24 protein-coding genes are annotated in these 23966 nt (G+C 39.7%); 20 read left to right on the top strand and 4 right to left on the bottom strand.

The features are described from left to right. Positions 1 to 193: 193 nt before the first annotated feature. The 3 genes from A2G56_RS04520 to A2G56_RS04510 all read right to left on the bottom strand — a co-directional run bounded on the left by A2G56_RS04520 (position 194) and on the right by A2G56_RS04510 (position 3333). Positions 194 to 1453, bottom strand: coding sequence for an ISL3 family transposase (locus tag A2G56_RS04520; RefSeq protein WP_062709662.1), 1260 nt, complete (start codon positions 1451 to 1453; stop codon positions 194 to 196). A gap of 1068 nt (positions 1454 to 2521) precedes the next feature. Further along, on the bottom strand, positions 2522 to 2824 hold the full coding sequence (locus A2G56_RS04515) for a DUF1827 family protein (protein WP_062709659.1): 303 nt from the start codon (positions 2822 to 2824) through the stop codon (positions 2522 to 2524). Between the two features lie 59 nt (positions 2825 to 2883). Beyond that, positions 2884 to 3333: an NUDIX hydrolase gene (locus A2G56_RS04510; RefSeq protein WP_062709656.1), complete on the bottom strand. Its 450-nt coding sequence runs from the start codon at positions 3331 to 3333 to the stop codon at positions 2884 to 2886. A 136-nt stretch (positions 3334 to 3469) separates the two neighbouring features. Here A2G56_RS04510 and A2G56_RS04505 point away from each other — a divergent pair, with 136 nt between their 5' ends. Next, positions 3470 to 3979, top strand: a complete 510-nt coding sequence (locus A2G56_RS04505; protein ID WP_062709654.1) for an ECF transporter S component — start codon at positions 3470 to 3472, stop codon at positions 3977 to 3979. A gap of 44 nt (positions 3980 to 4023) precedes the next feature. On the opposite strand, the gene A2G56_RS04500 is transcribed toward A2G56_RS04505, so the two are convergent. Continuing rightward, positions 4024 to 6288: an ATP-dependent Clp protease ATP-binding subunit gene (locus tag A2G56_RS04500; RefSeq protein ID WP_062709651.1), complete on the bottom strand. Its 2265-nt coding sequence runs from the start codon at positions 6286 to 6288 to the stop codon at positions 4024 to 4026. A 291-nt stretch (positions 6289 to 6579) separates the two neighbouring features. On the opposite strand from A2G56_RS04500, the gene A2G56_RS04495 reads away from it, so the two are divergent. From A2G56_RS04495 to A2G56_RS04405, 19 genes are all read left to right on the top strand, one after another. Further along, positions 6580 to 6810, top strand: coding sequence for a DUF1797 family protein (locus A2G56_RS04495; protein WP_062709648.1), 231 nt, complete (start codon positions 6580 to 6582; stop codon positions 6808 to 6810). Between the two features lie 284 nt (positions 6811 to 7094). Continuing rightward, complete coding sequence (locus A2G56_RS04490; RefSeq protein ID WP_062709645.1) at positions 7095 to 7781, top strand: amino acid ABC transporter permease; 687 nt, start codon at positions 7095 to 7097, stop codon at positions 7779 to 7781. Beyond that, positions 7781 to 8515 (top strand): amino acid ABC transporter ATP-binding protein, encoded by a 735-nt coding sequence (locus A2G56_RS04485; RefSeq protein ID WP_062709642.1) that lies wholly within the window; start codon positions 7781 to 7783, stop codon positions 8513 to 8515. Before A2G56_RS04490 ends, A2G56_RS04485 begins: the two co-directional genes overlap by 1 nt. A 62-nt stretch (positions 8516 to 8577) precedes the next feature. Beyond that, entirely contained in the window at positions 8578 to 9429 is an 852-nt protein-coding gene (locus tag A2G56_RS04480; RefSeq protein WP_062709639.1) for a bifunctional methylenetetrahydrofolate dehydrogenase/methenyltetrahydrofolate cyclohydrolase, read from the top strand. Positions 9430 to 9496: 67 nt separating this feature from the next. Continuing rightward, the gene (locus tag A2G56_RS04475; RefSeq protein ID WP_062709636.1) at positions 9497 to 9976 is read left to right on the top strand and encodes a DUF1836 domain-containing protein; all 480 of its coding nucleotides are present in this window, start codon (positions 9497 to 9499) and stop codon (positions 9974 to 9976) included. Next, positions 9960 to 10610, top strand: a complete 651-nt coding sequence (trhA, locus tag A2G56_RS04470) for a PAQR family membrane homeostasis protein TrhA (RefSeq protein WP_062709633.1) — start codon at positions 9960 to 9962, stop codon at positions 10608 to 10610. The genes A2G56_RS04475 and trhA overlap by 17 nt, the downstream gene beginning before the upstream one ends. Before the next feature lie 106 nt (positions 10611 to 10716). Then, positions 10717 to 11703 (top strand): aldo/keto reductase, encoded by a 987-nt coding sequence (locus A2G56_RS04465; protein WP_062709630.1) that lies wholly within the window; start codon positions 10717 to 10719, stop codon positions 11701 to 11703. A 163-nt stretch (positions 11704 to 11866) separates the two neighbouring features. Further along, positions 11867 to 13210 carry an exodeoxyribonuclease VII large subunit gene (gene xseA, locus A2G56_RS04460; protein ID WP_062709627.1) on the top strand — a complete coding sequence of 448 codons (1344 nt, stop codon included), beginning with the start codon at positions 11867 to 11869 and terminating at the stop codon, positions 13208 to 13210. Then, complete coding sequence (locus A2G56_RS04455) at positions 13185 to 13403, top strand: exodeoxyribonuclease VII small subunit (protein WP_062709624.1); 219 nt, start codon at positions 13185 to 13187, stop codon at positions 13401 to 13403. Before xseA ends, A2G56_RS04455 begins: the two co-directional genes overlap by 26 nt. Further along, on the top strand, positions 13400 to 14272 hold the full coding sequence (locus A2G56_RS04450) for a polyprenyl synthetase family protein (RefSeq protein ID WP_172793784.1): 873 nt from the start codon (positions 13400 to 13402) through the stop codon (positions 14270 to 14272). The genes A2G56_RS04455 and A2G56_RS04450 overlap by 4 nt, the downstream gene beginning before the upstream one ends. Then, on the top strand, positions 14265 to 15092 hold the full coding sequence (locus A2G56_RS04445) for a TlyA family RNA methyltransferase (RefSeq protein ID WP_062709619.1): 828 nt from the start codon (positions 14265 to 14267) through the stop codon (positions 15090 to 15092). The genes A2G56_RS04450 and A2G56_RS04445 overlap by 8 nt, the downstream gene beginning before the upstream one ends. Further along, the gene (locus A2G56_RS04440) at positions 15079 to 15549 is read left to right on the top strand and encodes an arginine repressor (protein ID WP_062709616.1); all 471 of its coding nucleotides are present in this window, start codon (positions 15079 to 15081) and stop codon (positions 15547 to 15549) included. The genes A2G56_RS04445 and A2G56_RS04440 overlap by 14 nt, the downstream gene beginning before the upstream one ends. Before the next feature lie 15 nt (positions 15550 to 15564). Then, on the top strand, positions 15565 to 17223 hold the full coding sequence (recN, locus tag A2G56_RS04435; protein ID WP_062709614.1) for a DNA repair protein RecN: 1659 nt from the start codon (positions 15565 to 15567) through the stop codon (positions 17221 to 17223). A 113-nt stretch (positions 17224 to 17336) separates the two neighbouring features. After that, positions 17337 to 18176: a DegV family protein gene (locus A2G56_RS04430; protein WP_062709611.1), complete on the top strand. Its 840-nt coding sequence runs from the start codon at positions 17337 to 17339 to the stop codon at positions 18174 to 18176. Continuing rightward, positions 18169 to 19002: an SGNH/GDSL hydrolase family protein gene (locus tag A2G56_RS04425; RefSeq protein ID WP_062709609.1), complete on the top strand. Its 834-nt coding sequence runs from the start codon at positions 18169 to 18171 to the stop codon at positions 19000 to 19002. Before A2G56_RS04430 ends, A2G56_RS04425 begins: the two co-directional genes overlap by 8 nt. Next, complete coding sequence (locus tag A2G56_RS04420; RefSeq protein WP_062709606.1) at positions 18989 to 19582, top strand: YpmS family protein; 594 nt, start codon at positions 18989 to 18991, stop codon at positions 19580 to 19582. Before A2G56_RS04425 ends, A2G56_RS04420 begins: the two co-directional genes overlap by 14 nt. Before the next feature lie 125 nt (positions 19583 to 19707). Continuing rightward, on the top strand, positions 19708 to 19983 hold the full coding sequence (locus A2G56_RS04415) for an HU family DNA-binding protein (protein ID WP_017769711.1): 276 nt from the start codon (positions 19708 to 19710) through the stop codon (positions 19981 to 19983). A gap of 633 nt (positions 19984 to 20616) precedes the next feature. Next, positions 20617 to 23433, top strand: a complete 2817-nt coding sequence (locus A2G56_RS04410; RefSeq protein ID WP_172793783.1) for a hypothetical protein — start codon at positions 20617 to 20619, stop codon at positions 23431 to 23433. Positions 23434 to 23499: 66 nt separating this feature from the next. Beyond that, on the top strand, positions 23500 to 23961 hold the full coding sequence (locus A2G56_RS04405; RefSeq protein ID WP_062709600.1) for a Fur family transcriptional regulator: 462 nt from the start codon (positions 23500 to 23502) through the stop codon (positions 23959 to 23961). Positions 23962 to 23966 lie beyond the last annotated feature (5 nt).

Genomic DNA, 23966 nt, shown 5'->3' with positions numbered 1-23966 from the left:
CTTTCTCAAAAAAGCAAACGAGAAGACCATTTGGTCTTCTCGTTTTGTCGTATGATGGGCAGATCACATATTTGAAGAGCAAGTCCCTTTGTGGGAATCACTATTGGGTGCATTGCAAGCGACTTCTACGCCTGACTAGCGAGAGAGAAAGAGAATGTCGGCTCTTTGTCAACTGTAGTGGGTTGACTTATAGTTAACACCGAGAGAGGACCAGTTTGGTCTTCTCTTTTGTTGTATTCAAAGCAAGATAAATCCGTTTTTTGAAGTTTTCGAAGTTCCTAAAGCCAAAAGCATTTCGCTTAATGACTTTAATAAGGTTGTTGGTCGCCTCTAGTTTGGCATTGGAATAAGGTAGTTTCAGGGCGTTGATAATCTTTTCCTTGTCTTTTAGAAAGGTTGATAAGACGGTCTTGAAGATGGGATGGACTTGTTTGATGGTATCAGAAATGAGTTCAAAGAAGTGTTTCTCCTGCTTTTCTTGGAAATGAAAGAGAAGGCATTGAAAGAGTTCATAGTGGTGACGTAGCTCATCAGAGTAGCTCAAAAGACGTTGCACAATCTCTTGATTGGTCAAGTGCATGCGAAAAGTTGGACGATAAAACCGTTTATCGTTTAGGTTACGACTATCTTGTTGGATGAGTTTCCAGTAACGTTTCAAGGCCTTATATTCGTGAGATTGACGCTCAAATTGGTTCATGATTTGGATACGGAGACGGTTCATAGCGCGAGATAAATGTTGAATAATGTGGAACCTATCGAGAACAATCTTCGCCTTAGGAAACAGTGTCTTAGCGATGTCATAGTAGGGACTAAACATATCCATGGTGATGACTTTAACACGACTGCGCACCTTGTGAGAATACCGCAAAAAATGATTTCTGATGACAGCTTGCGTCCGACCATCAAGGATAGCGATAATCTTGTTAGCATCGAAATCTTGGGCAATAAAGCTCATCTTTCCCTTCTTAAAAGCATACTCATCCCAGGACATGTTCTCGGGTAACCAGGTTAAATCGGTCTTGCACTCAAAGCGGTTGAGCTGCCGATAGACGGTTGACACAGAGACAGACAGGTCTTCAGAGATTTTTGTCATTGCCTCACGACTCATGAGTTTGTCGGTGATTTTGTGGTTAATGATGTTGGGAATCTGGTGATTTTCTCTGACCAGAGAGGTCTTAGCAACAGCCATTTTCCCACACGCTTGACATTTGAAGCGACGCTTTTTGAGACGAATCAGTACTTTACAACCCGCCATTTCCAGATAGGGAATTTTGCAAGGCTTTTGGAAATCGTACTTTGTCATTTTTCCTTGACAAACAGAGCATTGAGGGGGATCATAATCTAACTTGGCATGATACTCTCTGTGAGTGAAGAACTTGTCAAATGTCTTTTCAAAAGTGATGTTAGGGTCTTTAATGTCAAGCGACTCTTTGATATAATCTAATTGTTCCATATGAGTCTTTCTAATGAGTGGTTCGGTTGCTCTTCATTATAAGTCATATGGGACTTTTTTGCTATATTCAAAAAGACTCCATAATCTCCGAGGAGAATTTACCCACTACAGAAATTATAGAGCCAGAATGTCGAAGTCCGTAGATCTATGAATAGAAACATGCTATCGAGGCTTTCTAAAACAATGATTGGTTCCTTAGTAACCGTAGTGGGTAGATGAAAATGCCAAAATCGATAATCATTTAATAATGAAGTATATTAAAAACATACTAAGATTAGTAGTGAGGAAATCTCTGATGGGAGAGAGTGCTCATTATTTTTTCTTTTAGATTAAAGTACTGGCGTCTTACGTTCAAGCGTATTCACAGTATGCATAGTATGGCTTCGGCGAGTCAGACTAATACTTATCACATTGTAGACTTCTATGTGATAAGTAAAAAAGCAATAGCAAATGACTTTAACTAAGCGATATACGATTAGCTTTATGTATAGTATTTTGAATTAAGGTTGGTACATCATTGCTTTCGTCTTACCCTACTCAAGTGCTGCCCGTATCTCAGTTCTTTGTCTCAAAGTTAATTCATTCAACTAGATATTCTTATCAAAAATTATCCCAATAAGGTTCTTGTTTTTAATATCATTTTGAAGCTAATACTCAATGACGATCAAAAAGCGGACGTTGTTGACTTGATTTGATAACCTTCAGTTCTATCTGTATCAACATCCCCTAGTCTGCTTTTGATGGTCATTTATAATATAGTCTAAACAAAAACAATAGCCAATCATTGACTACTGTCCAAAAAAGATGGCTTACCCAAAACATTGATATACTTGATAAATGACAAGGGTTGTCCTAGGACAATGTCTAATCATGGTAAATAAGCTCCTTGTTGACGAGGATCTGGAGGGGGGGAGGGTGTTGGAAGATGAGTGACGCATTTCTCAGTGTTCAAACCATGACGCTTAGGGGTTTTTAGTAAGCACATGATAATGGCATTATGGATCTAAATCTCAATTTTTTGTCGTTTGTGTCATTTTTTATAAAAAAACAAGCCATGGTGGTAGCTTGTTAAACAGTTGTTGGAATAGAGATATTAATGAGATTTTCAGTGTGTGATGTTCTCAATTGTTCTTTCAAAACAATAGTTTTATCTATTTTGCGTTTAAGGAAGAATTCTCGGATAGCTTCTAATTCAGAATCTTTGATAGCACGGTATTTGTTTGAAATGAGGATTTCATAGTGTTTTGGTGCTTGCGAAAAGATAACGTCAGTGTTACCTGCAGAGTAGACTTCGACTAAAGTTGCATCAGTGTTTCGGAGTTGGTTTTTAACGAGTGTAGGGTGGCTGCTTGTCACATTGATAAGTCTCATGTTTATCCTCCAATAAAACTTTTTCTGTTTATATTATAACACTTATTAACCTGAAAAAATTATTTAATATGTTTTTTTTCCCACATTTCAATGCCCCATTTGTGACTACCACGTTTTAATTTAGCCTTAGCTTCATGGATAGGGAACCAAGCCAGCTTATTAAAATCTTCCAAAGGATTTCCTAACTCTTCAAAGGAAGTGACTTCGTAGATATAGGCAGGATTGTAAAAATGTGTATCGCGATGGCTAGAGTAGAAATACTCGTCAGCTTGTCCAAAATAGTCTCCAAGTTGTGCCTTAAAACCAAGTTCTTCGATCAGTTCACGTTCGAGCGCTTGAAAATGGTCTTCGTTTCCTTCTATTTCTCCACCGGGGAGAAACCAGGCTCCATTTGGTGCTTGAACCAGAATCATTTTATCCTGCTCTTTATTTGGGATAACAGCATAAACGCCATAACGATTTTGATAGACAACATTGTCTTCTTTGTGGCCGAATGTAGGATTTACCATAGTTTTCCTCGATAGTTTTTTCTCTTATTATACTAAAAATTAACCTAATAAACTAGAAAAGTTTCCCAAAATTTTGACATTTCCTGAGAATATTGGTATAAATGATGACAACAGTTAAAGCTTGGAGAGGTTGGTTATGTCAGCAAGACAAGTCACAATTTCAGCTCTTTTTATGGCGGTGACCATTATTTTGAGTGCTCGTTTCTTATCGATTCCTGTACCGGGAGGACATTTTTATATCAATGGTATTGTTATTTTTTTAGTAGGGCTCTTATTTCCACCTCTGGAAGCGATGGTGGTTGCGGGGATTGGTTCGTTTTTAGGAGATTTCTTCTTTTATCCGACACCCATGTTTGTCACGCTTGTAACGCATAGTTTACAAGTAGCTGTCATATCAGTTGTTGTTGGGCCAAAGGAGACGAAGGCTACCAAAAAGCGCGTTTTGTTGGCGATGTCTCTAGGGGCAATGGTTGATATTATTGGTTATGGACTAGGTAGAGCTTTTCTTTATGCCAATCTTCAATATGCGATGATGAAATTACCCTTTGATGTGTTGGCGGCTGTTCTCTCGATCTTGGTTGTTTATTGTCTTTATTTTAGAACATCAATTGTTAAGGATTTTCAGGCTTACTGGAACCTCCGATAATGCAAAAAGGTTGTGTCAATCTCATGATTGACACAACCTTTTTTCTAGCTTTCTTCAATAACAGCTTCAGCTTTTGTGTTTGATTTGATGACGATATGTCCATTCGAAGTCATGATAGCACGGAGATTTTTTTCTGAAGGATTTTCAAGGTAAAAATCTGTGATAGCATCTTCGATATGGTCTTGTATAGTTCGGCGCAGTGGTCGAGCCCCCATTTTTGGATCATAGCCAAGGTCAACTAGTTTTTCCTTAACTTTATCGGTTACCTCGAGGTGGAGGCCGTTGACAGCGAGACGGTCGTTAACATCTTCAAGCATAAGGTTAACAATCGTTAGAAGGTTTTCTTTTTCAAGGGCCTTGAATTCGATAATACCGTCAAAACGGTTCATAAACTCTGGGCTAAAGAAATCACCAAGTTGGTTAAGGACAGAATTGGTACGACCTTCACGGGCAGCACCGAAACCAACAGAAGCTTCAACTTTGCCAGTACCGGCATTAGAAGTCATGATAATGATGGTGTCTTTGAAGCTGACCGTACGACCTTGGCCATCAGTCAAGCGACCATCATCAAGTACTTGGAGGAACATGTGCATGACATCTGGATGCGCTTTTTCAACTTCATCAAGTAGGATGAGTGAATATGGGTTGCGGCGGACTTTTTCAGTTAATTGCCCAGCCTCTTCATAACCAACGTATCCCGGAGGAGCACCGACAAGTTTGGCAACAGCGTGTTTTTCCATGTATTCAGACATGTCGAAACGGATCATGCTGTCAGCTGAACCAAAGAGTTCAATAGCTAATTGTTTAGAGAGTTCTGTTTTACCAACACCAGTTGGTCCTACAAAGAGGAAGGAACCGATAGGACGATTTGGGGAGCCAAGACCGACCCGGTTACGACGGATAGCTTTTGCGATTTTATCGACAGCATCGTCTTGACCAATGACATGTGATTTAAGATCATCCGCCAAATGAACCAATTGACTTTGTTCTTTTTCTTTAAGATCGCCAACGGGGATATTAGTTTTTTGCTCAATAATAGCTTCGATATTTTTTTCCGTAATAATAGGGGTATCTTGATCGTCTATTTTTTGAGCTTGCATTTCTTTGTACTTAGCGATTTGATCACGATAGTAAGCGGCACGTTCGTAGTCTTCATCACGTGTTGCTTGAGCTTTGAGATTCTCAGCTTCAACTAGTCGCTGATCGATTTCTTGCGGATCAACAAAATTCAAGGTTAAATTCATCTTAGAACCGGATTCGTCAAGAAGGTCAATAGCCTTATCGGGAAGGAAGCGATCTTGAATGTAACGATTGGAGAGAATGGCTGCTGCTTCGATAGCATCAGAGCTGTATTTGACATGATGGTAATCTTCGTATTTTGGTTGAATTCCCTTTAAGATAGTGATGGTTTCTTCAACACTTGGCTCATCGACTTTAACCGGTTGCATACGACGTTCCAAAGCAGCGTCTTTTTCAATAATACGATACTCATTAAGAGTTGTTGCACCAACTAATTGGAGCTCGCCACGTGCGAGAGCAGGTTTTAAGATATTACCAGCGTCCATATTGCCATCGCCAGCACTACCAGCACCAACAATTTCATGGATTTCATCGATAAAGAGAATCACGTCTTGGCGATTACGAATTTCTTCCATGAGTTTTTGCATACGCTCTTCAAATTGACCACGGATACCGGTTCCCTGAACAAGGCTGACAACATCTAGACGAATGACTTGCTTGCCTTGGAGTTTTTGTGGAACATCAGCATCGACAATTTTTTGTGCTAGGCCTTCCACAACAGCTGTTTTACCAACCCCAGGTTCACCGATAAGAACAGGATTGTTCTTAGTACGGCGGTTTAGAATTTCAATGACACGAAGAATTTCATCATCACGGCCAATAACAGGATCAATGTCACCCTGACGAGCGATTTCAGTGATATTGATACCGAATTCGTCTAGGAGACCTTGGTTCTTTTGTTGAGTAGGTCCTTGGGGACCATTTGGATGACGGTTTCCTGGACCGTTGTTGCCACCTTGACCACCTGCTTGTGTTTTAGGACTGTTTGGTAAATCACCGCTGAAGGCGCGGAAGTTATTGAGATCACCAAAGAAATCATCGAAAAATGGGTTCATAGATGATGACGCTCTTTCTTGACCTTGGCCTAAGTTTGACAAAAGACTGTTTTTAGGATCTGTTTTCATGATTTGATAACAGTTTTGGCAAAGATCAACTTGTTTTTGTCTTCCATTAACATTAGTGTATAAATGGATAGTTGATTCGTTTAATTGACAATTTTGACAAAGCATAGATATACCTCGCTTTTTGAGAGATTTTTAAAAGTGAAATGTTTCAATAGATATAGGACTTTTACCAAACCAAATTGATTTTGGTCAAATATAGTCAAACTTTATCTGACTTTATTATAGCACGATAGTTCTGCATTGCAAGTAAAAAGTTCAAAAAATTGGCAGTCTAACTAAGGGAGTGCTAATGCGTTTTTTTAAACTTTTAATATCAGGAAAATAGTTGATTTAGTGTTACTTTGAAAGCTTTTTGTGGTAAAATAAGAGAAATTAATAGAAATAGAGGAGTAAGATATGGAATCACATTTAGTGAGAATCATCAATCGTCTTGAGCTTATGGCCACAGATGGCGGTAATTTAAAACGTAATTTTGAGCGAGAAGGAGTTGTTGTTGCAGAAGTATCATTCAATAACGATCCAGAAAACGGACCAGTCTTCACTTTGCGCGATGTTGAAGCTAAGGAGTCGTATTCGTTTGATAGCATTGATTTGATTGCAATGGAAATCTATGATTTGCTTTATTAAGGTAGTAGAAATGAGTCTGGGACATAGTGTCGGACTCATTTTTATTTTGCCTTTAAAGATGGTGATACGAGTGTTGGGAGCCTGTGATATTAGAGGCATCGCTGGTAGCTCATGTAAAAACTCAGGTGTTAGAAAGGCTATGATCTGATGTGAATATTTCAATAGATTTTAGCTTTGTTTATACAAAAAAGGATGCTTTATTGTATAAAAATACCAAAAAACATTGTGTTTTTAGTTTATCTATGCTATGATGGTTCTTATCTTTTAGTAAATAGGAGTTCGTTATGGATTTTTCTTTCCTTCCCAAGTATTGGGCTTATTTTAATTACGGCGTTATCGTCACCATTATGATTTCTGCCTGTGTTGTTTTTTTGGGAACCATTATTGGTATCTTAGTGGCGTTCTCAAAAAGGAGTTCCTTTAAGCCTTTAGCTTGGATAGCCAGTTTTTATGTTTGGGTCTTTCGGGGGACTCCTATGGTAGTCCAAATCATGATTGCATTTGCCTGGATGCATTTTAGTGGGGCGCCGACGGTTGGTTTTGGTGTCTTAGATATGGATTTTAGCCGTCTTTTGCCTGGTATTATTATTATTTCATTGAATAGTGGTGCCTATATTTCGGAGTCCGTTCGTGCCGGTATTGAGTCTGTTCCAAAGGGTCAGCTGGAAGCAGCCTATTCACTTGGTATTAAGCCTAAAAATGCTATGCGTTATGTTATTCTGCCTCAAGCGATCAAAAATATCTTGCCGGCTTTGGGGAATGAGTTTATTACCATCATCAAGGACAGCTCACTGTTACAAACCATTGGGGTAATGGAACTTTGGAATGGTGCCCAATCTGTCGTAACAGCGACCTATATTCCTGTTGAACCACTCTTGTTTGCAGCGTTCTACTATTTAATGATCACAACGGCAATGTCTAGATTATTGCAAATCCTTGAAAAACGAATGGGTAATGGAGGAACATTATAATGATAGAGACATTAATTTCAATCGAGAATTTGCATAAACACTTTGGCCAAAATGAAGTGTTAAAAGGGATCAATCTTGAAATTCATAAGGGAGAAGTTGTGGTTATCATTGGTCCTTCTGGATCAGGAAAATCAACATTCCTTAGAACCATGAATTTACTAGAAATACCAACGAAAGGTAGTGTTACTTTTGAAGGTGTGGATATTACTGATAAAAAGAATGATGTTTTCAAGATGCGTGAGAAAATGGGAATGGTTTTTCAACAATTTAACCTTTTTCCAAATATGAGTATTTTGGAGAACATCACTTTATCGCCAATAAAAACAAAAGGTTTATCAAAGAGTGAAGCAGAAAGAAAAGCTTTTGAACTTCTAGATAAAGTTGGTCTTCGTGATAAAGCAGATGCCTACTCGTCCAGTTTATCTGGTGGGCAACAGCAACGTATTGCCATAGCGCGTGGATTGGCTATGGATCCAGATGTTTTGCTTTTTGATGAACCAACATCAGCTCTTGATCCCGAAATGGTAGGAGAGGTTTTGGTCGTTATGCAAGACTTGGCGAAGTCTGGGATGACCATGGTTATTGTGACACATGAAATGGGATTTGCGCGTGAGGTGGCTGACCGTGTCATTTTCATGGATGGTGGTGTTATCGTAGAAGATGGCACACCTCAACAAATCTTTGAAAATACTCAGGAAGAAAGAACGAAACATTTCTTGAGTAAAGTATTATAAAAAAGATGCTAGGTATCAGCCTAGCTTTTTGGTATAATGGTCAAAAAGTATAGGAGTGTAGGATGGCAAGATTGATTGATGGTAAGGGCTTGGCCCAAAAGATGCAGGCTGAATTGGCTGAAAAGGTTGCTCACTTAAAGGAGAAAGAGGGACTTGTTCCAGGTTTGGTGGTTATTTTGGTCGGAGAAAATCCTGCTAGTCAGGTTTATGTTAGAAATAAAGAACGGTCTGCTAAAAAAGCTGGATTTTTCAGTGAAACGGTTCGTTTATCAGCAGCTATCTCTCAAGAAGAGCTTCTGGCTGTGGTTGAGCAGTACAATCGTGATGATCGCTTTCACGGGATTCTAGTGCAGTTACCCCTGCCAGATCATATTGATGAGGAAAAAGTTGTCCTAGCAATTGACCCGACTAAGGACGTTGATGGTTTTCATCATGTTAATACGGGACGTTTGTGGTCTGGAAAACCAGCTATGATTCCTTGCACACCTGCTGGTATCATGAAGATGTTCGCAGTTTATGGTGTTGACTTAGAAGGAAAAAATGCGGTCGTTGTTGGTCGTTCCAATATCGTTGGTAAACCGATGGCTGCTCTTCTCTTAGAAGCTGATGCTACCGTAACCTCGACACATTCTAGAACGAAACATTTGGCTGACATTACCAAGACAGCAGATATTTTGGTGGTTGCTATTGGGCGCTCAAAATTTATCACAGCTGATTATGTCAAACCAGGCGCAGTCGTGATTGATGTGGGCATGAATCGCGATGAGAATGGGAAACTATCGGGGGATGTCGATTTTGAAGCAGTTAAATCAATAGCTGATTTGATAACGCCAGTTCCTGGTGGTGTTGGTCCTATGACTATTACCATGTTACTAGAGCAAACTTATGAGGCTGCCTTAGCCACTTTAAAATAACCTCGAAATCTTGTCTCTGGGCAAGGTTTTTTCTTGTTTTAAATTATATAAATGATATAATCTGGTTATGAAAACTAGATATGATATTTTTGAAGAAATAAAATTAGAGAAAATACCACTATGGAAAGAGTTACCAGAATTGGACCTCTATTTAGACCAAGTCCTTTACTATGTTAACAAGGTTAGCCAGACAGGTGTTGACAGGGATGCTAAAGGGATTACATCTTCTATGGTAAACAATTATGTCAAGCATGGTCATTTAGAAAAGCCGTTTAAGAAAAAATACCAACGTCATCAGATAGCTCGTTTAATTGCTATTGCGTTTTTGAAAAATGTTTTTAGCTTGCAAGAGATTGGTGAGACGCTAAGCGTTCTGGAACAGGATTATAGCTCGGAAGATTTATACAATTGGTTTGCCACTTGTATGAATGAAGAAGCAGAAGTGCCAGAGGTTATTGCTTACGCTTGTTTGGCTGTAAAGTCTTATTATAAGGCTCGCTTGTTAACGATTGAACTGGGAGGAAAAAATAGTGAATCAAACCTTTAAATTAAATCATCCGCTATCGTTTGGAGAAGAAATTGCCAATGCAACAACACATGGGGTGGGATCAGCCATTATGCTAGGTCTTTTACCCGTTACTGCTATTAGAGCTTTCCAGCTTTATGATATGACAGCAGCAGTGGGGATGTCTATTTTTGTTATCAGCCTTTTCTTGATGTTTTTGTCATCGACGGTTTATCATTCAATGACTTATGGAACACCACAGAAATATATCCTGCGAATTGTCGACCATAGTATGATTTACATTGCTATTGCGGGTTCTTACACGCCAGTAGCCCTATCCTTGGTTGGTGGTTGGCTGGGTATTACCATTATCGTTTTACAGTGGGGAGCCACTGTTTTTGGGATTCTTTATAAAATTTTTGCTAAGAATATTAATGAAAGTTTTAGTCTTTCTCTTTATCTCTTTATGGGCTGGCTGGTTGTTTTTATTCTCCCAGCCATTATTCAAAAAACTAATCTTGTTTTTGGCCTGCTCATGCTAGCAGGGGGCTTATCATATACAGTCGGTGCTTTCTTTTACGCTAAGAAAAAACCTTATTTTCATATGATTTGGCACCTCTTTATCCTTCTAGCTTCAGCCTTGCAATACATAGCTATCGTCTGGTATATGCTTTAAGCATTGGATGTCATCCGATTCTTATTAGTTTCATCATGAAAACGCTTGACTTGGAGTTCACTCTAGGGTGTATAATAAGTTCAGGTTAGATAAATGGAGGGCAATGATGGAATACACAAGATTGGGAAATACAGGCCTTGAAGTGTCAAAATTATGTTTGGGTTGTATGAGTTTCGGAGATGCAAGCGTAGGTTTTCATTCTGGTTGGTTACTTAATGAAGCAGATAGTCGTCATATTATCAAAAAAGCGTTGGACATGGGAATCAATTTTTTCGACACCGCTAATACCTATGCCCAAGGGACTAGTGAAGAATATCTAGGTCGTGCTTTGGCTGACTTTGCTAAGCGTGATGAGGTGATTATTGCTACCAAACTCTTTTTCGGTGACGGCCATTCTGACAGCCCAAATACCAAAGGTTTGTCACGCAAGGCTATTTTTAATCAAGTAGAAGCCAGTTTAAAACGTTTGGGAACCGATTATATTGATATCTTATACATTCACCGTTGGGATTACCATACGCCGATTGAAGAAACCATGGCCGCTTTGAATGATTTGGTGCGTGCTGGTAAGGTTCATTATCTCGGTGCTTCAGCTATGTATGCTTGGCAATTTCAAAAGGCACAATATGTGGCTGAAAAGAATGGTTGGACAACCTTCTCAGTTATGCAGAACCATTACAACATGCTTTACCGCGAAGATGAACGTGAGATGATTCCATTCTGCAACGATTATGGGGTTGCCTTGGTGCCTTATAGTCCTTTGGCGGCTGGACGTGTTGTTCGAGATTGGACAGCAGATACAGCGCGGAGTAAAACAGATCAAATTGCACATGCCAAATACGATGCTACCGAAGATCAAGACCGTGTTATTGTAGAGCGAGTGGCAGAGCTAGCAGGTAAAAAGGCTGTTTCCAGAGCGCAAATCGCCCTAGCGTGGTTATGGCAAAAAGGCATTCATTCACCTATTGTTGGTGTGACTAAAGAAAAATATTTGGACGATTTTATGGGGGCCTTTGATGTCTACTTGACAGAAGAAGAGATGGCATACTTGGATGAGTGCTACCAACCCCATGCTATTGTGGGAGCCTTGTAGATAGATTTATAGAAAAGATGATTAAAAATAGAGTTAGGAGTGTTCTGTTACGACAGTGCTTCTAACTTTTTTTGTCGATTTCTTCAGCTTGCTTTTTCTGCTTATTTGGTTGAAAAATGGTATAATGGATAAAGAATTTTGCATAAAAATGGAAAGGGAGCAGATGTCGGATTATCTAACGGTTAGTCATTTAACCAAGTACCTTAAACTGAAATTTGATCGTGATCCGTATTTGGAGCGGGTTTATTTGACTGGACAGGTCTCTAACTTTCGACGTCGTCCCAATCACCAGTATTTTTCGCTTAAAGATGAGCACGCAGTTATACAAGTTACCATGTGGGCAAGCCAATTCAAAAAGTTAGGATTTGACCTTGAAGAAGGCATGAAAATTAATGTTATTGGTCGCGTTCAACTCTATGAGCCTAGCGGTTCTTATTCCCTTATCATTGAAAAAGCGGAGCCAGATGGTATCGGTGCCTTGGCCCTTCAGTTTGAGCAACTTAAAAAGAAACTGACGGCAGCAGGTTATTTTGATGATAAACACAAGCAAGCCCTACCTCAATTTCCTAAAAAGATTGGGGTTGTGACTAGTCCAAGTGGTGCCGTTATTCGAGATATTATCACAACCATCTCACGGCGTTTCCCTGGAGTTGATATTCTGCTATTTCCGACCAAGGTTCAAGGAGATGGTGCGGCTCAGGAAGTGGCAGCTAACATCGCTAAGGCCAATCAGAGAGAGGATTTGGATCTCTTGATTATTGGGCGTGGTGGTGGTTCAATTGAAGACTTGTGGGCTTTTAATGAAGAAATGGTTGTAGAAGCTATTTTTGAATCGCGGTTACCGATTATTTCAAGTGTCGGACATGAGACGGATACCACTTTGGCTGATTTTGTGGCAGATAGACGGGCCGCTACTCCGACAGCAGCAGCTGAATTGGCCACGCCAATTAGTAAAGCAGATATTTTAGCTTGGATTGGTGAACGTCAGCAACGGGCCTATCAGGCTAGTCTTAGACAGTTGAAATGGCAAGAAGACCGTTTGAATCAACTACGGCAGTCCGTTATTTTTAGACAACCTGAACGTCTTTATGATGGGATTTCGCAAAAATTAGACCATTTGACCAGCCGTTTGACACAGTTAATGGCTAATAATCTCAATCATGCCCAGCAACAAGAGCGACTGTTAAAACAACGCTTCTTGACAACAGGATTGTCTGAAAAAATGAATCGATATGATGAACGTCTAGCCATTTTAAATCGGCTTCTCATGTCAAACATGACGAGTGTCTATGACAGCAAAGTTAATCGATTTGAAAAGGCCCAAGAAACGCTCTTATCGCTAGATACGACTAGGATTGTCGCGCGTGGCTATGCCATTGTCCAAAAAGACCAAAAAGCCATCACGAGTATTAATGACGTCAAAAAAGGAGACCATCTCTCTATTCAAATGAAAGATGGTCAGATAGAAGTAGAGGTAGCAAATGCCAAGCAAGAAAAAAACATTTGAAGATAATTTAAAAGAGTTAGAAACTATTGTGGCTCAATTGGAAAATGGAGATGTTCCTTTAGAAGAAGCTATTGAGCAATTTCAAAAAGGAATGCTTTTGTCTAAAGAACTCCAAAAAACCTTGCAAGATGCTGAAAAAACCTTGGTTAAAGTTATGCAGCCAGACGGAACAGAAGTGGAAATGGATGCTTGATGGATAAGATAAGGGAAATTGATCAGGCTATTCGCACTTATTATCAGAGTCAAGATGTTGTATCATCTGACTTGATTGAGGCTATCCTTTATTCGATTGATAGCGGTGGCAAGCGGATTCGCCCAAGAATTTTATTAGAGTTGTTGGATGGTTTTGGTCTCGCATTAACAACGGCCCATTTTGATGTGGCAGCAGCACTTGAGATGATCCATACAGGTAGTCTCATTCATGATGACCTGCCTGCTATGGACAATGATGACTATCGTCGGGGGCGCTTGACCAACCATAAAAAATTTGATGAGGCGACAGCTATTTTGGCTGGTGACTCCCTCTTTTTAGATGCCTCAGGCTTGATTGCTGAAGCAGATTTGGATAATGACATTAAAATCAAGTTGATACAGATGTTGTCTCGCTCCTCAGGTACTTTTGGCATGGTTGGTGGGCAAATGCTTGATATGAAAGGCGAAGGTCAGGATTTGACGCTTGAACAAGTTCAGTTGATTCACGCCAACAAAACAGGTGCTCTTTTAGCATTTCCATTTGTCGCTGCTGGTCACATTGCCAAACAATCGGATAGGGTCATTGCCGATTTAAGCACAGCAGGTCAATTAATTGGTCTGGCCTTTCAAGTTCGCGATGATATTTTAGATGTCACAGCGGATTTTGAGGCTTTAGGCAAAACGCCGAATAAAGATCTCGAGGCTGCTAAGTCAACTTATCCAGCTCTTTTGGGCCTGGGTAAATCTTACGAGATTTTGGAAAATTCGCTAAATCAAGTCGTCGCTATTTTCCAAAAAATGGAAGAAGAAACAGTCTTTAAAGCTGATGGTATGATGACCATCATAGAAAGGTTACGACTTCATGCCTAAAGAAAGAGTGGATGTATTAGCTTATAAACAAGGCCTTTTTGAAACACGTGAACAAGCCAAACGTGGGGTTATGGCAGGATTAGTCATTAATGTTATTAATGGGCAACGCTATGATAAACCAGGTGAGAAAATTGATGATAGCACTGAGCTGAAACTAAAAGGTGAAAAGCTCAAATATGTCAGCCGTGGTGGGCTTAAACTAGAAAAAGCCTTGACAGTTTTTAATATCTCAGTTGAAGACGAAACAACAATTGATATCGGAGCCTCAACAGGAGGTTTTACAGATGTTATGCTGCAAGAGGGTGCCCAACTAGTCTATGCTGTTGATGTAGGGACCAACCAATTGGTCTGGAAATTACGTCAAGACGAGCGTGTGCGCTCGATGGAACAGTACAATTTCCGTTACGCTGAAAGTAAAGATTTCACGGAAGGCTTACCTTCATTTGCCAGTATTGATGTGAGTTTTATTTCACTCAACTTGATCTTGCCAGCGCTAGCTAATGTCTTAGTTGATGGCGGTCAGGTAGTTGCTCTTGTTAAACCACAATTTGAAGCGGGGCGTGAGCAGATTGGCAAAAACGGTATCGTCAAAGATAAGGTTGTTCATGAAAAAGTTTTAGAAAAAGTGACGACTTTCGCGGTGGATTACGGATTTACTGTTAAGGGGCTAGATTTTTCACCAATCCAAGGTGGTCACGGGAATATTGAATTTTTAGCCTATATGGAAAAATCAGCGACACCTGAAACGTTCGTATCAGCTGATATTGGTCAGGTTGTTGCGAGAGCACACGAGGAATTTAAGAAAAATGCGGAAGAATGAACGATTAGAGTTGATTCGAAAAATTGTTACTGAACAAGAAATTGAAACACAACAAGAGTTGGTAACTATTTTAGAGTCAAAGGGGGTTACAGCAACTCAGGCAACGGTTTCTAGAGATATTAACAGCATCGGTATTATCAAAGTAAAAGGCAATCGTGGTGGTTATGTCTATGGTCTATCAAACGAAGCTGCTAAACGTTACATGAGCCCCTTGCAACGTGCAGCTGAGGAGAATATCTTGACAGTGACTCTAGGGCAGTCGGGAATTGCGGATATGATTAATATTGTGGTGGTTCCTGGTTCGACAAAATATTTAAAACGACTGATTTTAGAGGATTATGCTGATCAGATTTTTAGCTTGATTGGCGACGATGATAGTTTGCTTTTGATTGCAACAACTGGGGAAACCGCTCGAGAACTTGCTGGAACGTTTCGAAGTTGGATAAGAAAAAAATAGAAAACGAGGAAGGTCATGTTATTAGAAATTTCCATAAAAAACTTTGCTATCATTGAGGAGATTTCATTGACTTTTGATAATGGAATGACAGTCTTAACTGGTGAAACAGGGGCAGGTAAGTCTATTATCATTGATGCTATGAACATGATGCTTGGCGCGCGTGCCTCAACAGAAGTGATACGACACGGGCAGCGAAAAGCTGAAATTGAAGGCTTGTTTTCAGTGGAAAAGAGCCCTCGATTGGTTGCTATTCTGGAAGAAAATGGCATTGATTGTGAAGATGACCTCATTATTCGGCGAGATATTTTCCAAAATGGGCGTAGTGTCAGTCGAGTCAATGGTCAGATGGTGAATCTGACAACCTTAAAGTCAATTGGGCAACATTTAGTTGATATTCATGGTCAGCACGATCAGGAAGAATTGATGAAACCGAGTTTGCATATTGGGATGTTAGATGAATTTGGCGATGCTGAGTTTTCTGATATTAAAAGGACTTATCAAGAAACGTTTGATGCCTATCGGTTATTACGTAAACGGGTTCTTGAACAACAAAAAAATGAACGTGAGCATAAGGCTCGAATTGAGATGTTAGAATTTCAAATGGCAGAGATTGAAGCAGCAGCCCTCAAATCAGGTGAAGATGACAAATTGGTCCAAGAACGTGATAAGCTGATGAATCACAAACAGATTGCTGATACTTTGACCAATGCTTATACCATGCTTGATAACGAGGAAATGTCTAGTTTGTCAAATGTTCGTTCTGCTATGAATGATCTGATGACCCTAGAAGAGTTTGATCCAGACTACAAAGAATTATCACTCCATCTTTCTGAAAGTTACTATGTTTTAGAAGATGTGACTAAGCAGTTGGGTGACCTCGTTGATCATTTAGACTTTGATGCAGGACGCTTATTAGCTGTTGAAGCACGTCTAGACATCTTGAACACTATTACGCGAAAATATGGCGGTAGTGTGGACGATGTTCTGGAGTATTTGGATAATATCACTAAGGAATATAATCTCTTGACAGGCAATGATGGTAGCTCAGAGAGTTTAGAGAAGGATCTTCGTCGTTTGGAGAAAGATCTGTTAGTTGCTGCTGCTAAATTATCTGAGACTAGACATGATATTGCCTTGTCGCTTGAACAAGAGATTAAAGCTGAACTAAGAGAGCTGTATATGGAAAAGGCAGACTTTCGGGTACAATTTGACAAGGGAAAATTCAGTAAAGAGGGTAATGAGTTGGTTGAGTTTTACATTTCAACTAACCCTGGAGAAGGATTTAAGCCGCTTGTCAAAGTAGCCTCTGGTGGAGAGTTATCCCGTCTGATGTTAGCGATTAAATCTGCCTTTTCCCGTAAAGAAGATAAGACCAGTATCGTCTTTGATGAAGTGGATACTGGGGTTTCGGGACGTGTTGCTCAAGCAATCGCTCAAAAGATTTATAAAATCGGAAGTCACGGACAGGTTCTTGCTATCTCGCATTTGCCACAAGTTATTGCAGCAGCAGATTATCAATTTTATATTTCTAAAGAAAGTGATGAAACGTCAACGGTATCTACTGTGCGACTTCTCAGTCAAGAAGAGAGAATTGAAGAGATTGCCAAAATGATTGCTGGGAGTGATGTGACTGCTTCAGCGCGTGAGCAGGCCAAGGAACTGCTCCGAAAATAAGGTTTTCATCACTTGATGGCTGCCCAGGGAGCGTCAGCGGTTCCTAAACAGATTGTTTTTTGATATAATGTAATTCACAGAATAACGAAAATAAGATTAGAACAGGTTTTGACATGAGTAAGATAAAAATCGTAACAGATTCCTCTATTACAATAGAACAAAGCGTTGTAGAAGCATTGGATATTACTGTTGTTCCACTTTCTGTAATGATTGATGGTGAAGTTTTCTCAGATGCTGACTTAAAAGAAGAAGGAAAGTTTCTTTCATTGATGAAGTCTGGGAAGGCATTGCCCAAAACAAGCCAACCACCAGTAGGACTCTTTGCGGAGGTTTATGAAGGTTTGGTAGCAGAAGGTGCTGATCACATTGTATCTATCCATTTATCTCACTCTTTATCTGGAACTGTAGAGGCCTCTCGACAAGGAGCAACTATTGCTGGTGTTGATGCAACCGTTATTGATTCTAGCTTTACTGATCAAGCCATGGCATTTCAAGTTGTTGAAGCGGCTAAACTTGCGAAAGAAGGAGCTAGTTTGGAGACAATTCTAGCTGGCATCGAACAGGTTCGCCAGAAAACGGAACTTTATATTGGTGTGTCAACTTTGGAAAATCTAGTGAAAGGTGGCCGTATTGGACGTGTGACAGGCCTTTTGAGTTCTTTGTTAAATATCCGTGTTGTCATGGAAATGACAAATCATGAGCTTGTTCCAATTGTTAAAGGACGCGGTGCTAAAACCTTTACAAAGTGGTTGGATAGTTTTCTAGCTAGTGTTGAGGGTCATCCGATCGCAGAAATTGGTATTTCCTATGCAGGAAAGAAAGATTTTGCTCTAGCATTGAAAGAAAAATTACAAGCTTTTGTCAACCAAGAAATCTCTGTTTTAGAGACCGGATCCATTATCCAAACTCACACGGGTGAGGATGCTTTTGCGGTGTTAGTGCGTTATGACTAAGACGATTAAAAGTGGACTTGCTGTATTTTTGGCAAGTCTTTTAGTGTTTACCCTTATTTTTTGGTTCTTGTTTCCAGCTTCAAATGCCCAACTGAAGAAGTCGGATTTTTTAAAGGAAAAGCAGGAAAAATTCCATTTGTTGGCTATTGGGGACTCACTGACACAAGGTGTTGGTGATACAACTAATCAAGGCGGCTTTGTACCTCTCTTAGCCAAACGTCTGGATGAGACTTACCGCTATCGAACGGTCACTAGTAACTATGGGATTTCAGGGAATACCAGTCGTCAGATTTTGAATCGTATGAAGAAACAAAAGGCGATTCAACAAAATTTAAAAACTGCTAATCTCATGACTTTGACAGTTGGTGGCAATGATGTTATGAAAGTGATTCGAGAGAATTTGGATCATCTCAATGAGGGGAGCTTTACAGCTGGTTCAAAGACTTACAAAAAAAATCTTAGACAGATTATTGATTTAGCTAGGAAAGAGAATCCAGACTTACCCATTTATGTTGTTGGTATCTATAATCCTTTTTACCTCAACTTTCCTGAAATGACCCAAATGCAAGATATTGTTGATCAGTGGAATCTTGGAACCAAAAAACTAACAGCCGAGTATGATAAGGTTTATTTCGTCGGTATTAATGATCAATTATATAAAGGGGTTGATGGAAAAGAAGGTGTTGTTTCAGTATCAGGTGATCAAACAACGGTTGTCAATGATGCTCTCTTTACAGAAGATCACTTTCATCCCAACAATACTGGCTATAGTATCATGGCAGATGCTATCATGGAAAGGATAAGTCAGACACATGAAAAAAAATGAGCTTAGTTTATGGAAGTATCTCTTCCTGATTTTATTGGCGATGAACCTGGCCTTTGTGGGGGTTGTTGGTTACAGAGTAATCCAACCTCGTGAGCAAAAAATTAGTCAACAATCAGAATCAAAAGACAAGGAAACAGCAATAAAAGCTGGCACTTTTGTCACGACAAGAGAAGAGTTGAATAATACAGCAGCAGCCTTTTTGGAAGATTATCAAACCAAGGGGCTGAAGTATGAATTTTACACGACTTCAAGTCAAGTTCTTTTTCAAGGTTCTTATCGATTACTAGGTTATGAAATCCCGCTTTACGTTTACTTTGCACCCTACGTTTTAAAGAATGGTGATGTCCAACTAGAAGTAACCTCCGTTTCTGCTGGTACCCTAACCTTACCAAAGAAGGAAATCTTGAGTTATATTTCAAATGCTTATGATATTCCTAAATTTCTTGCGATAAAACCGAAGAAATCTGAAATCATTTTGTCATTGAAAGATATTAAATTGTCAAATGGTCTTTATGCCAAAGCAACAGAGTTTGACTTAGCAAATGACCGAATAAGTTTTGATTTATTTAAAGAGCCGTAAAGGTATGAAAAATGGGAAAATAACAGCCATAAGAGCGTTAATTACTTGACCTTATAAGGTTTTTCCGATATGATAGAGACTGTTAATAAGCATTAAGCTTAAAATTTATGGAGGATTTGTTCAAAATGGCAAATAAACAAGATTTGATCGCAAAGGTTGCTGAAGCAACAGAATTGACTAAGAAAGATTCAGCTGCAGCAGTTGATGCAGTGTTCGAAGCAATCGAAGGATTCCTTGCAAAAGGTGATAAAGTACAACTTATCGGTTTTGGTAACTTTGAAGTTCGTGAACGCGCAGCTCGTAAAGGCCGCAACCCACAAACTGGTGAAGAAATCTCAATCGCAGCTTCAAAAGTTCCAGCATTCAAAGCTGGTAAAGCACTTAAAGACGCTGTAAAATAATTTAGCAGTAAAAAGTCTATTGCATCAACGTTTCTACATTGTGCAATAGGCTTTTTCTATGTTTAGAGGGCATGAAATCATTTTTTTCAGTTTTTCAGCTACTTTTACATTGAGTTTTTTAGTGATGTGGGTATAGATTGGTGTTGAGGTCTTAGCACCCATGTTGGGATCTCATGGTTCATAAGAGCTGTTAAAGAGATATTGTGTTCAGCTAGACAGATCAAGGTATGGTGAAAGATACGGCTGATAAGATTTTTCTTCATTGCTTTTAAAGCTACTTATCTGCTTTTTTATGAAGCCAGATGGAGTGAATTGGTCTGAATTGAGCTATTGATTTTTTGTTGTGAAAAGATAGACTATTGCCTTCTTTTTTGTTATCATCTAAAGAGTTTAATTGCTTTAACTATTTGGTTGAAAGAAGGCGCGGTCTTGGACTGTTTCCTTAGTATTTTTGGAGAAAATACGTTATAATGATGAGACTAAAGAAGAGAGAAGCGCAATTTATTGGCTGACAAACGAAATAAGCAGGAGGTAGACGGTTGTATGGAGGGAGAAAAGTCTCGTTCCAATTTTGTGTTGCCGTTATGTTTTGGAGAATATAGAACCACTCGGAGCCTTGCTGCATTATTTACGATGGCAGCTCTTTCAGCGGGAATGGTATCGGGGCAAGGGTATGCAGATGAGTTAACAGGGTCAGATGAATCTGTTGTTTCTGTAATGAGTGAGACGGCAATTCCAAATAATTCAGAAGAACGCCGTCTTGAGAACGATACCAATCAAGATGCTTCTAAAATGGTAGAAAACACCATTGAGTCGACCGCTGATGAGAAGATTTGGAGTGATGATAAGAGCTCATTAGCTGATCAAACATTATCTGAACATACTGCTGAAACAAGTAATGCTTCAGACTTAGTAAGTGAATCTTCTACTCAAGATACAAAAACGATAACGGATAAAGAAGTAAGCCAATTTGATTTGTGGGACGCGGTTGGTTTTGATCAAAAAGCTGCTAGTGATCCCACAAAAATAGCATTAGCTAATTTTCCAATTTCAACAACTAGATCTGATATTCCTTTATTAATTTCGCCAAATGTCAAAGCCATTGTTCTTGAGTTTTCAGGCGCTAGCTATTATTCTGAAACTGACGGTACATTGGTTGAAAAGGATAATAGACATGACCTGCTAATCACTTATGATGAGGTCACAGACACCTGGCGAGGGCAGCCTTATGTGCATCAGTCTCAAATGGGAAATAGCACATTTGTTGTTAAATCTATTCAAAGGGAGAATGGCTCAATTGCCCTTTATGTTCCAGTGACGAAAGAGCAAATCTCCGTTTTTCAAAAAGGTTTATATACAGTGACAGCTACGTATTCAGAAAAGTTGTATGCTACTGTTAGTGATTGGATTATAAATACGGCACCTACTATTGGCATTGCTACGAAAACAGTTACGGCAAAAGTTGATGAGGTTGTTGATTTATTGTCGGCAGTCACAATCTTTGATAAGGAAGATGATTTTTCAAATAGTGATAGCTACACAACACGTCTTGAAACCTTATCGTATGAAAATCTATCCACAGGTGAAATTACTAGTCTAGAAGGTGGCACGACTTCAGTACAATTCCGTAATCCTGGGGATTATCGCGTGCGGATTTCTGTCAATGATTCTGATGGTCAAAGTGCTCAAAATGAGTATGGTTTGACTATCTTACCGCCATTACTTTCGGACAATCTTCCTGACTTATCAGAAGACGAAAATCTAAAGGATGCTGGCGACGCAGAGGATCCTCAGTCTCCGCAGGATCCCGACGACGGATCTGAATTCTCCACACCTAGTGATGATGGCTTGATTGATGGCGATCCTCCTGTTTCACCAGAGCATCCCGATACACTCTCGGATGATAAAGATGAAATAGATCTACCAATTGATGAAGCCGAAGTAGAGGATTCTCAGTCTCCGCAGGATCCTATCGACCAACCTGAAGATCTCTCACCTAGAGACGATGGCTTGATTGATGGCGACCCTCCTCGTTCACCAGAGTTACCTAGTACTCTTCCGGATAATGTTCCTGAGCACCCGATAACTACAGACGATGTAGAGGATCCTCAGTCTCCGCAAGATCCCAACGACGGATCTGAATTCTCCACACCTAGTGATGATGGCTTGATTGATGGCGATCCTCCTGTTTCACCATCTCACCCCGATACATCCTTGGATGATAAAACTGATCTACCAATTGATGAAGCCGAAGTAGAGGATTCTCAGTCTCCGCAGGATCCTATCGACCAACCTGAAGATCCCTCACCTAGAGACGATGCCTTGATTGATGGCGATCCTCCTCGTTCACCAGAGTTACCTAGTACTCTTCCGGATAATGATCCTGAGTACCCAATAACTACAGACGATGTAGAGGATTCTCAGTCTCCGCAAGATCCCAACGATGGTTCAGAAGTCTCCACACCTAGAGACGATGGCTTTGTTACTAATGAGTCTCCTATTTCACCATCTCACCCCGATACATCCTTGGATGATAAAGATGATAAAACTGATCTACCAATTGATGAAGCCGAAGTAGAGGATCCTCAGTCTCCGCAAGATCCCAACGACGGATCTGAAGTCTCCACACCTAGTGATGATGCTTTGATTGATAGCGATCCTCCTGTTTCACCAGAATTACCTAGTACTCTTCCGGATAATGATCCTGAGTACCCAATAACTACAGACGAAGTAGAGGATTCTCAGTCTCCGCAAGATCCCAATGACGGATCTGAAGCCTCCTCATCTAGTGATGGCTTGATTGATGGCGATCCTCCTGTTTTACCAGAGTTACCCAGTACTCTTGCGGAAAATGACTCTGTTAATAATAGTGATGATTTTGATAGTGGCGAGGGATTCATTCCTGCTAGTTATCTTCATTTAGATGCTGTAGCAGATAGTGACGATGCTGATGAGACGGATAGCCGTTCAGAGGAAGAAATGGAAGCCATCGAGTCTCCTGCTTTGGAAGAAAAGACTTCAATGATAATACCAGTTGGACTTTCTATTTCTGAAGATAATAGTAGTCAAAGGCAAGGCCGATGGTTTTACGTAACAAGTGTTCCTGTAGTCTCTACTTCGAATAATTTAGATGTGTCAGTCAAAATAGCTCAAAAAGTTTTAGAACGCTTTAGTGGTTCGGTTTATTCTTCAGAGGAGGGGAATGATGCTTCCTTTGATCAATCTGAATTAGAGACAATGACAAATGACAAATCGCAACATTCAGCAGAAGCTAGAAAAACCACTATGAGAGATGATAGTGATATAGGCTTATTTGATGGCACAGTAGACAATCTTTTCTCTATAAAAAAGAAGGATGACTTAGGTTCACTGCTAGTTCATCTGTTAATGGTTATCATGATCATTGCCTACAGTTTGGTCGGATTTTATTTTCTGAGGAAAGACCACTAAACGATAATGTTTCCTGTTACGAAGCAACAACATATAGTAAAAATGATAAGGTGAAAGGTAAAGGTAATGATTGACTTAACTGAAGAGTTAGAAGCAGAATATCAGGCTGTTCTAGCGCATTTTCGTAAAAAACATAGTCGCATTACTGAGTCTAGAAAAGCGATTTTAGCGTATATGATTGCTGCCAATCACCATCCTAGTGCTGAGCAGATTTATAAGGATTTGAGTCTCCGTTATCCCAATCTCAGTCTGGCGACTGTTTATAATAATCTCCACGTCTTGGTCGATGAGGGTTTTGTATCAGAGATAAAAGTGACTAATGATCAAACCACTTATTTTGATTATAAGGGACATGATCATATTAATGTTATTTGTGAGATTTGTGGGAAAATTAGTGATTTGGAAATCGAATTGCCAGAGATTGCTCGAGAGGCGGCCTTTCAAACAGGTTATGAAATTACGAAGAGTCAATTTATGATTTACGGTATTTGTGGTAATTGTCAAAAAGAACAGGCAGAAAGGTTATGAGAAAC

This window comes from Streptococcus halotolerans (assembly GCF_001598035.1).
GTDB lineage: Bacteria > Bacillota > Bacilli > Lactobacillales > Streptococcaceae > Streptococcus > Streptococcus halotolerans.
This window is presented reverse-complemented; position numbering and strand designations above follow the sequence as displayed.

Coding starts and splice junctions, on each gene's coding strand:
- A2G56_RS04520 (WP_062709662.1), bottom strand. CDS start 1,453: ATGGAACAATTAGATTATATCAAAGAGTCGCTTGACATTAAAGACCCT.
- A2G56_RS04515 (WP_062709659.1), bottom strand. CDS start 2,824: ATGAGACTTATCAATGTGACAAGCAGCCACCCTACACTCGTTAAAAAC.
- A2G56_RS04510 (WP_062709656.1), bottom strand. CDS start 3,333: ATGGTAAATCCTACATTCGGCCACAAAGAAGACAATGTTGTCTATCAA.
- A2G56_RS04505 (WP_062709654.1), top strand. CDS start 3,470: ATGTCAGCAAGACAAGTCACAATTTCAGCTCTTTTTATGGCGGTGACC.
- A2G56_RS04500 (WP_062709651.1), bottom strand. CDS start 6,288: ATGCTTTGTCAAAATTGTCAATTAAACGAATCAACTATCCATTTATAC.
- A2G56_RS04495 (WP_062709648.1), top strand. CDS start 6,580: ATGGAATCACATTTAGTGAGAATCATCAATCGTCTTGAGCTTATGGCC.
- A2G56_RS04490 (WP_062709645.1), top strand. CDS start 7,095: ATGGATTTTTCTTTCCTTCCCAAGTATTGGGCTTATTTTAATTACGGC.
- A2G56_RS04485 (WP_062709642.1), top strand. CDS start 7,781: ATGATAGAGACATTAATTTCAATCGAGAATTTGCATAAACACTTTGGC.
- A2G56_RS04480 (WP_062709639.1), top strand. CDS start 8,578: ATGGCAAGATTGATTGATGGTAAGGGCTTGGCCCAAAAGATGCAGGCT.
- A2G56_RS04475 (WP_062709636.1), top strand. CDS start 9,497: ATGAAAACTAGATATGATATTTTTGAAGAAATAAAATTAGAGAAAATA.
- A2G56_RS04465 (WP_062709630.1), top strand. CDS start 10,717: ATGGAATACACAAGATTGGGAAATACAGGCCTTGAAGTGTCAAAATTA.
- xseA (WP_062709627.1), top strand. CDS start 11,867: ATGTCGGATTATCTAACGGTTAGTCATTTAACCAAGTACCTTAAACTG.
- A2G56_RS04455 (WP_062709624.1), top strand. CDS start 13,185: ATGCCAAGCAAGAAAAAAACATTTGAAGATAATTTAAAAGAGTTAGAA.
- A2G56_RS04445 (WP_062709619.1), top strand. CDS start 14,265: ATGCCTAAAGAAAGAGTGGATGTATTAGCTTATAAACAAGGCCTTTTT.
- A2G56_RS04440 (WP_062709616.1), top strand. CDS start 15,079: ATGCGGAAGAATGAACGATTAGAGTTGATTCGAAAAATTGTTACTGAA.
- recN (WP_062709614.1), top strand. CDS start 15,565: ATGTTATTAGAAATTTCCATAAAAAACTTTGCTATCATTGAGGAGATT.
- A2G56_RS04430 (WP_062709611.1), top strand. CDS start 17,337: ATGAGTAAGATAAAAATCGTAACAGATTCCTCTATTACAATAGAACAA.
- A2G56_RS04425 (WP_062709609.1), top strand. CDS start 18,169: ATGACTAAGACGATTAAAAGTGGACTTGCTGTATTTTTGGCAAGTCTT.
- A2G56_RS04420 (WP_062709606.1), top strand. CDS start 18,989: ATGAAAAAAAATGAGCTTAGTTTATGGAAGTATCTCTTCCTGATTTTA.
- A2G56_RS04415 (WP_017769711.1), top strand. CDS start 19,708: ATGGCAAATAAACAAGATTTGATCGCAAAGGTTGCTGAAGCAACAGAA.
- A2G56_RS04410 (WP_172793783.1), top strand. CDS start 20,617: ATGGCAGCTCTTTCAGCGGGAATGGTATCGGGGCAAGGGTATGCAGAT.
- A2G56_RS04405 (WP_062709600.1), top strand. CDS start 23,500: ATGATTGACTTAACTGAAGAGTTAGAAGCAGAATATCAGGCTGTTCTA.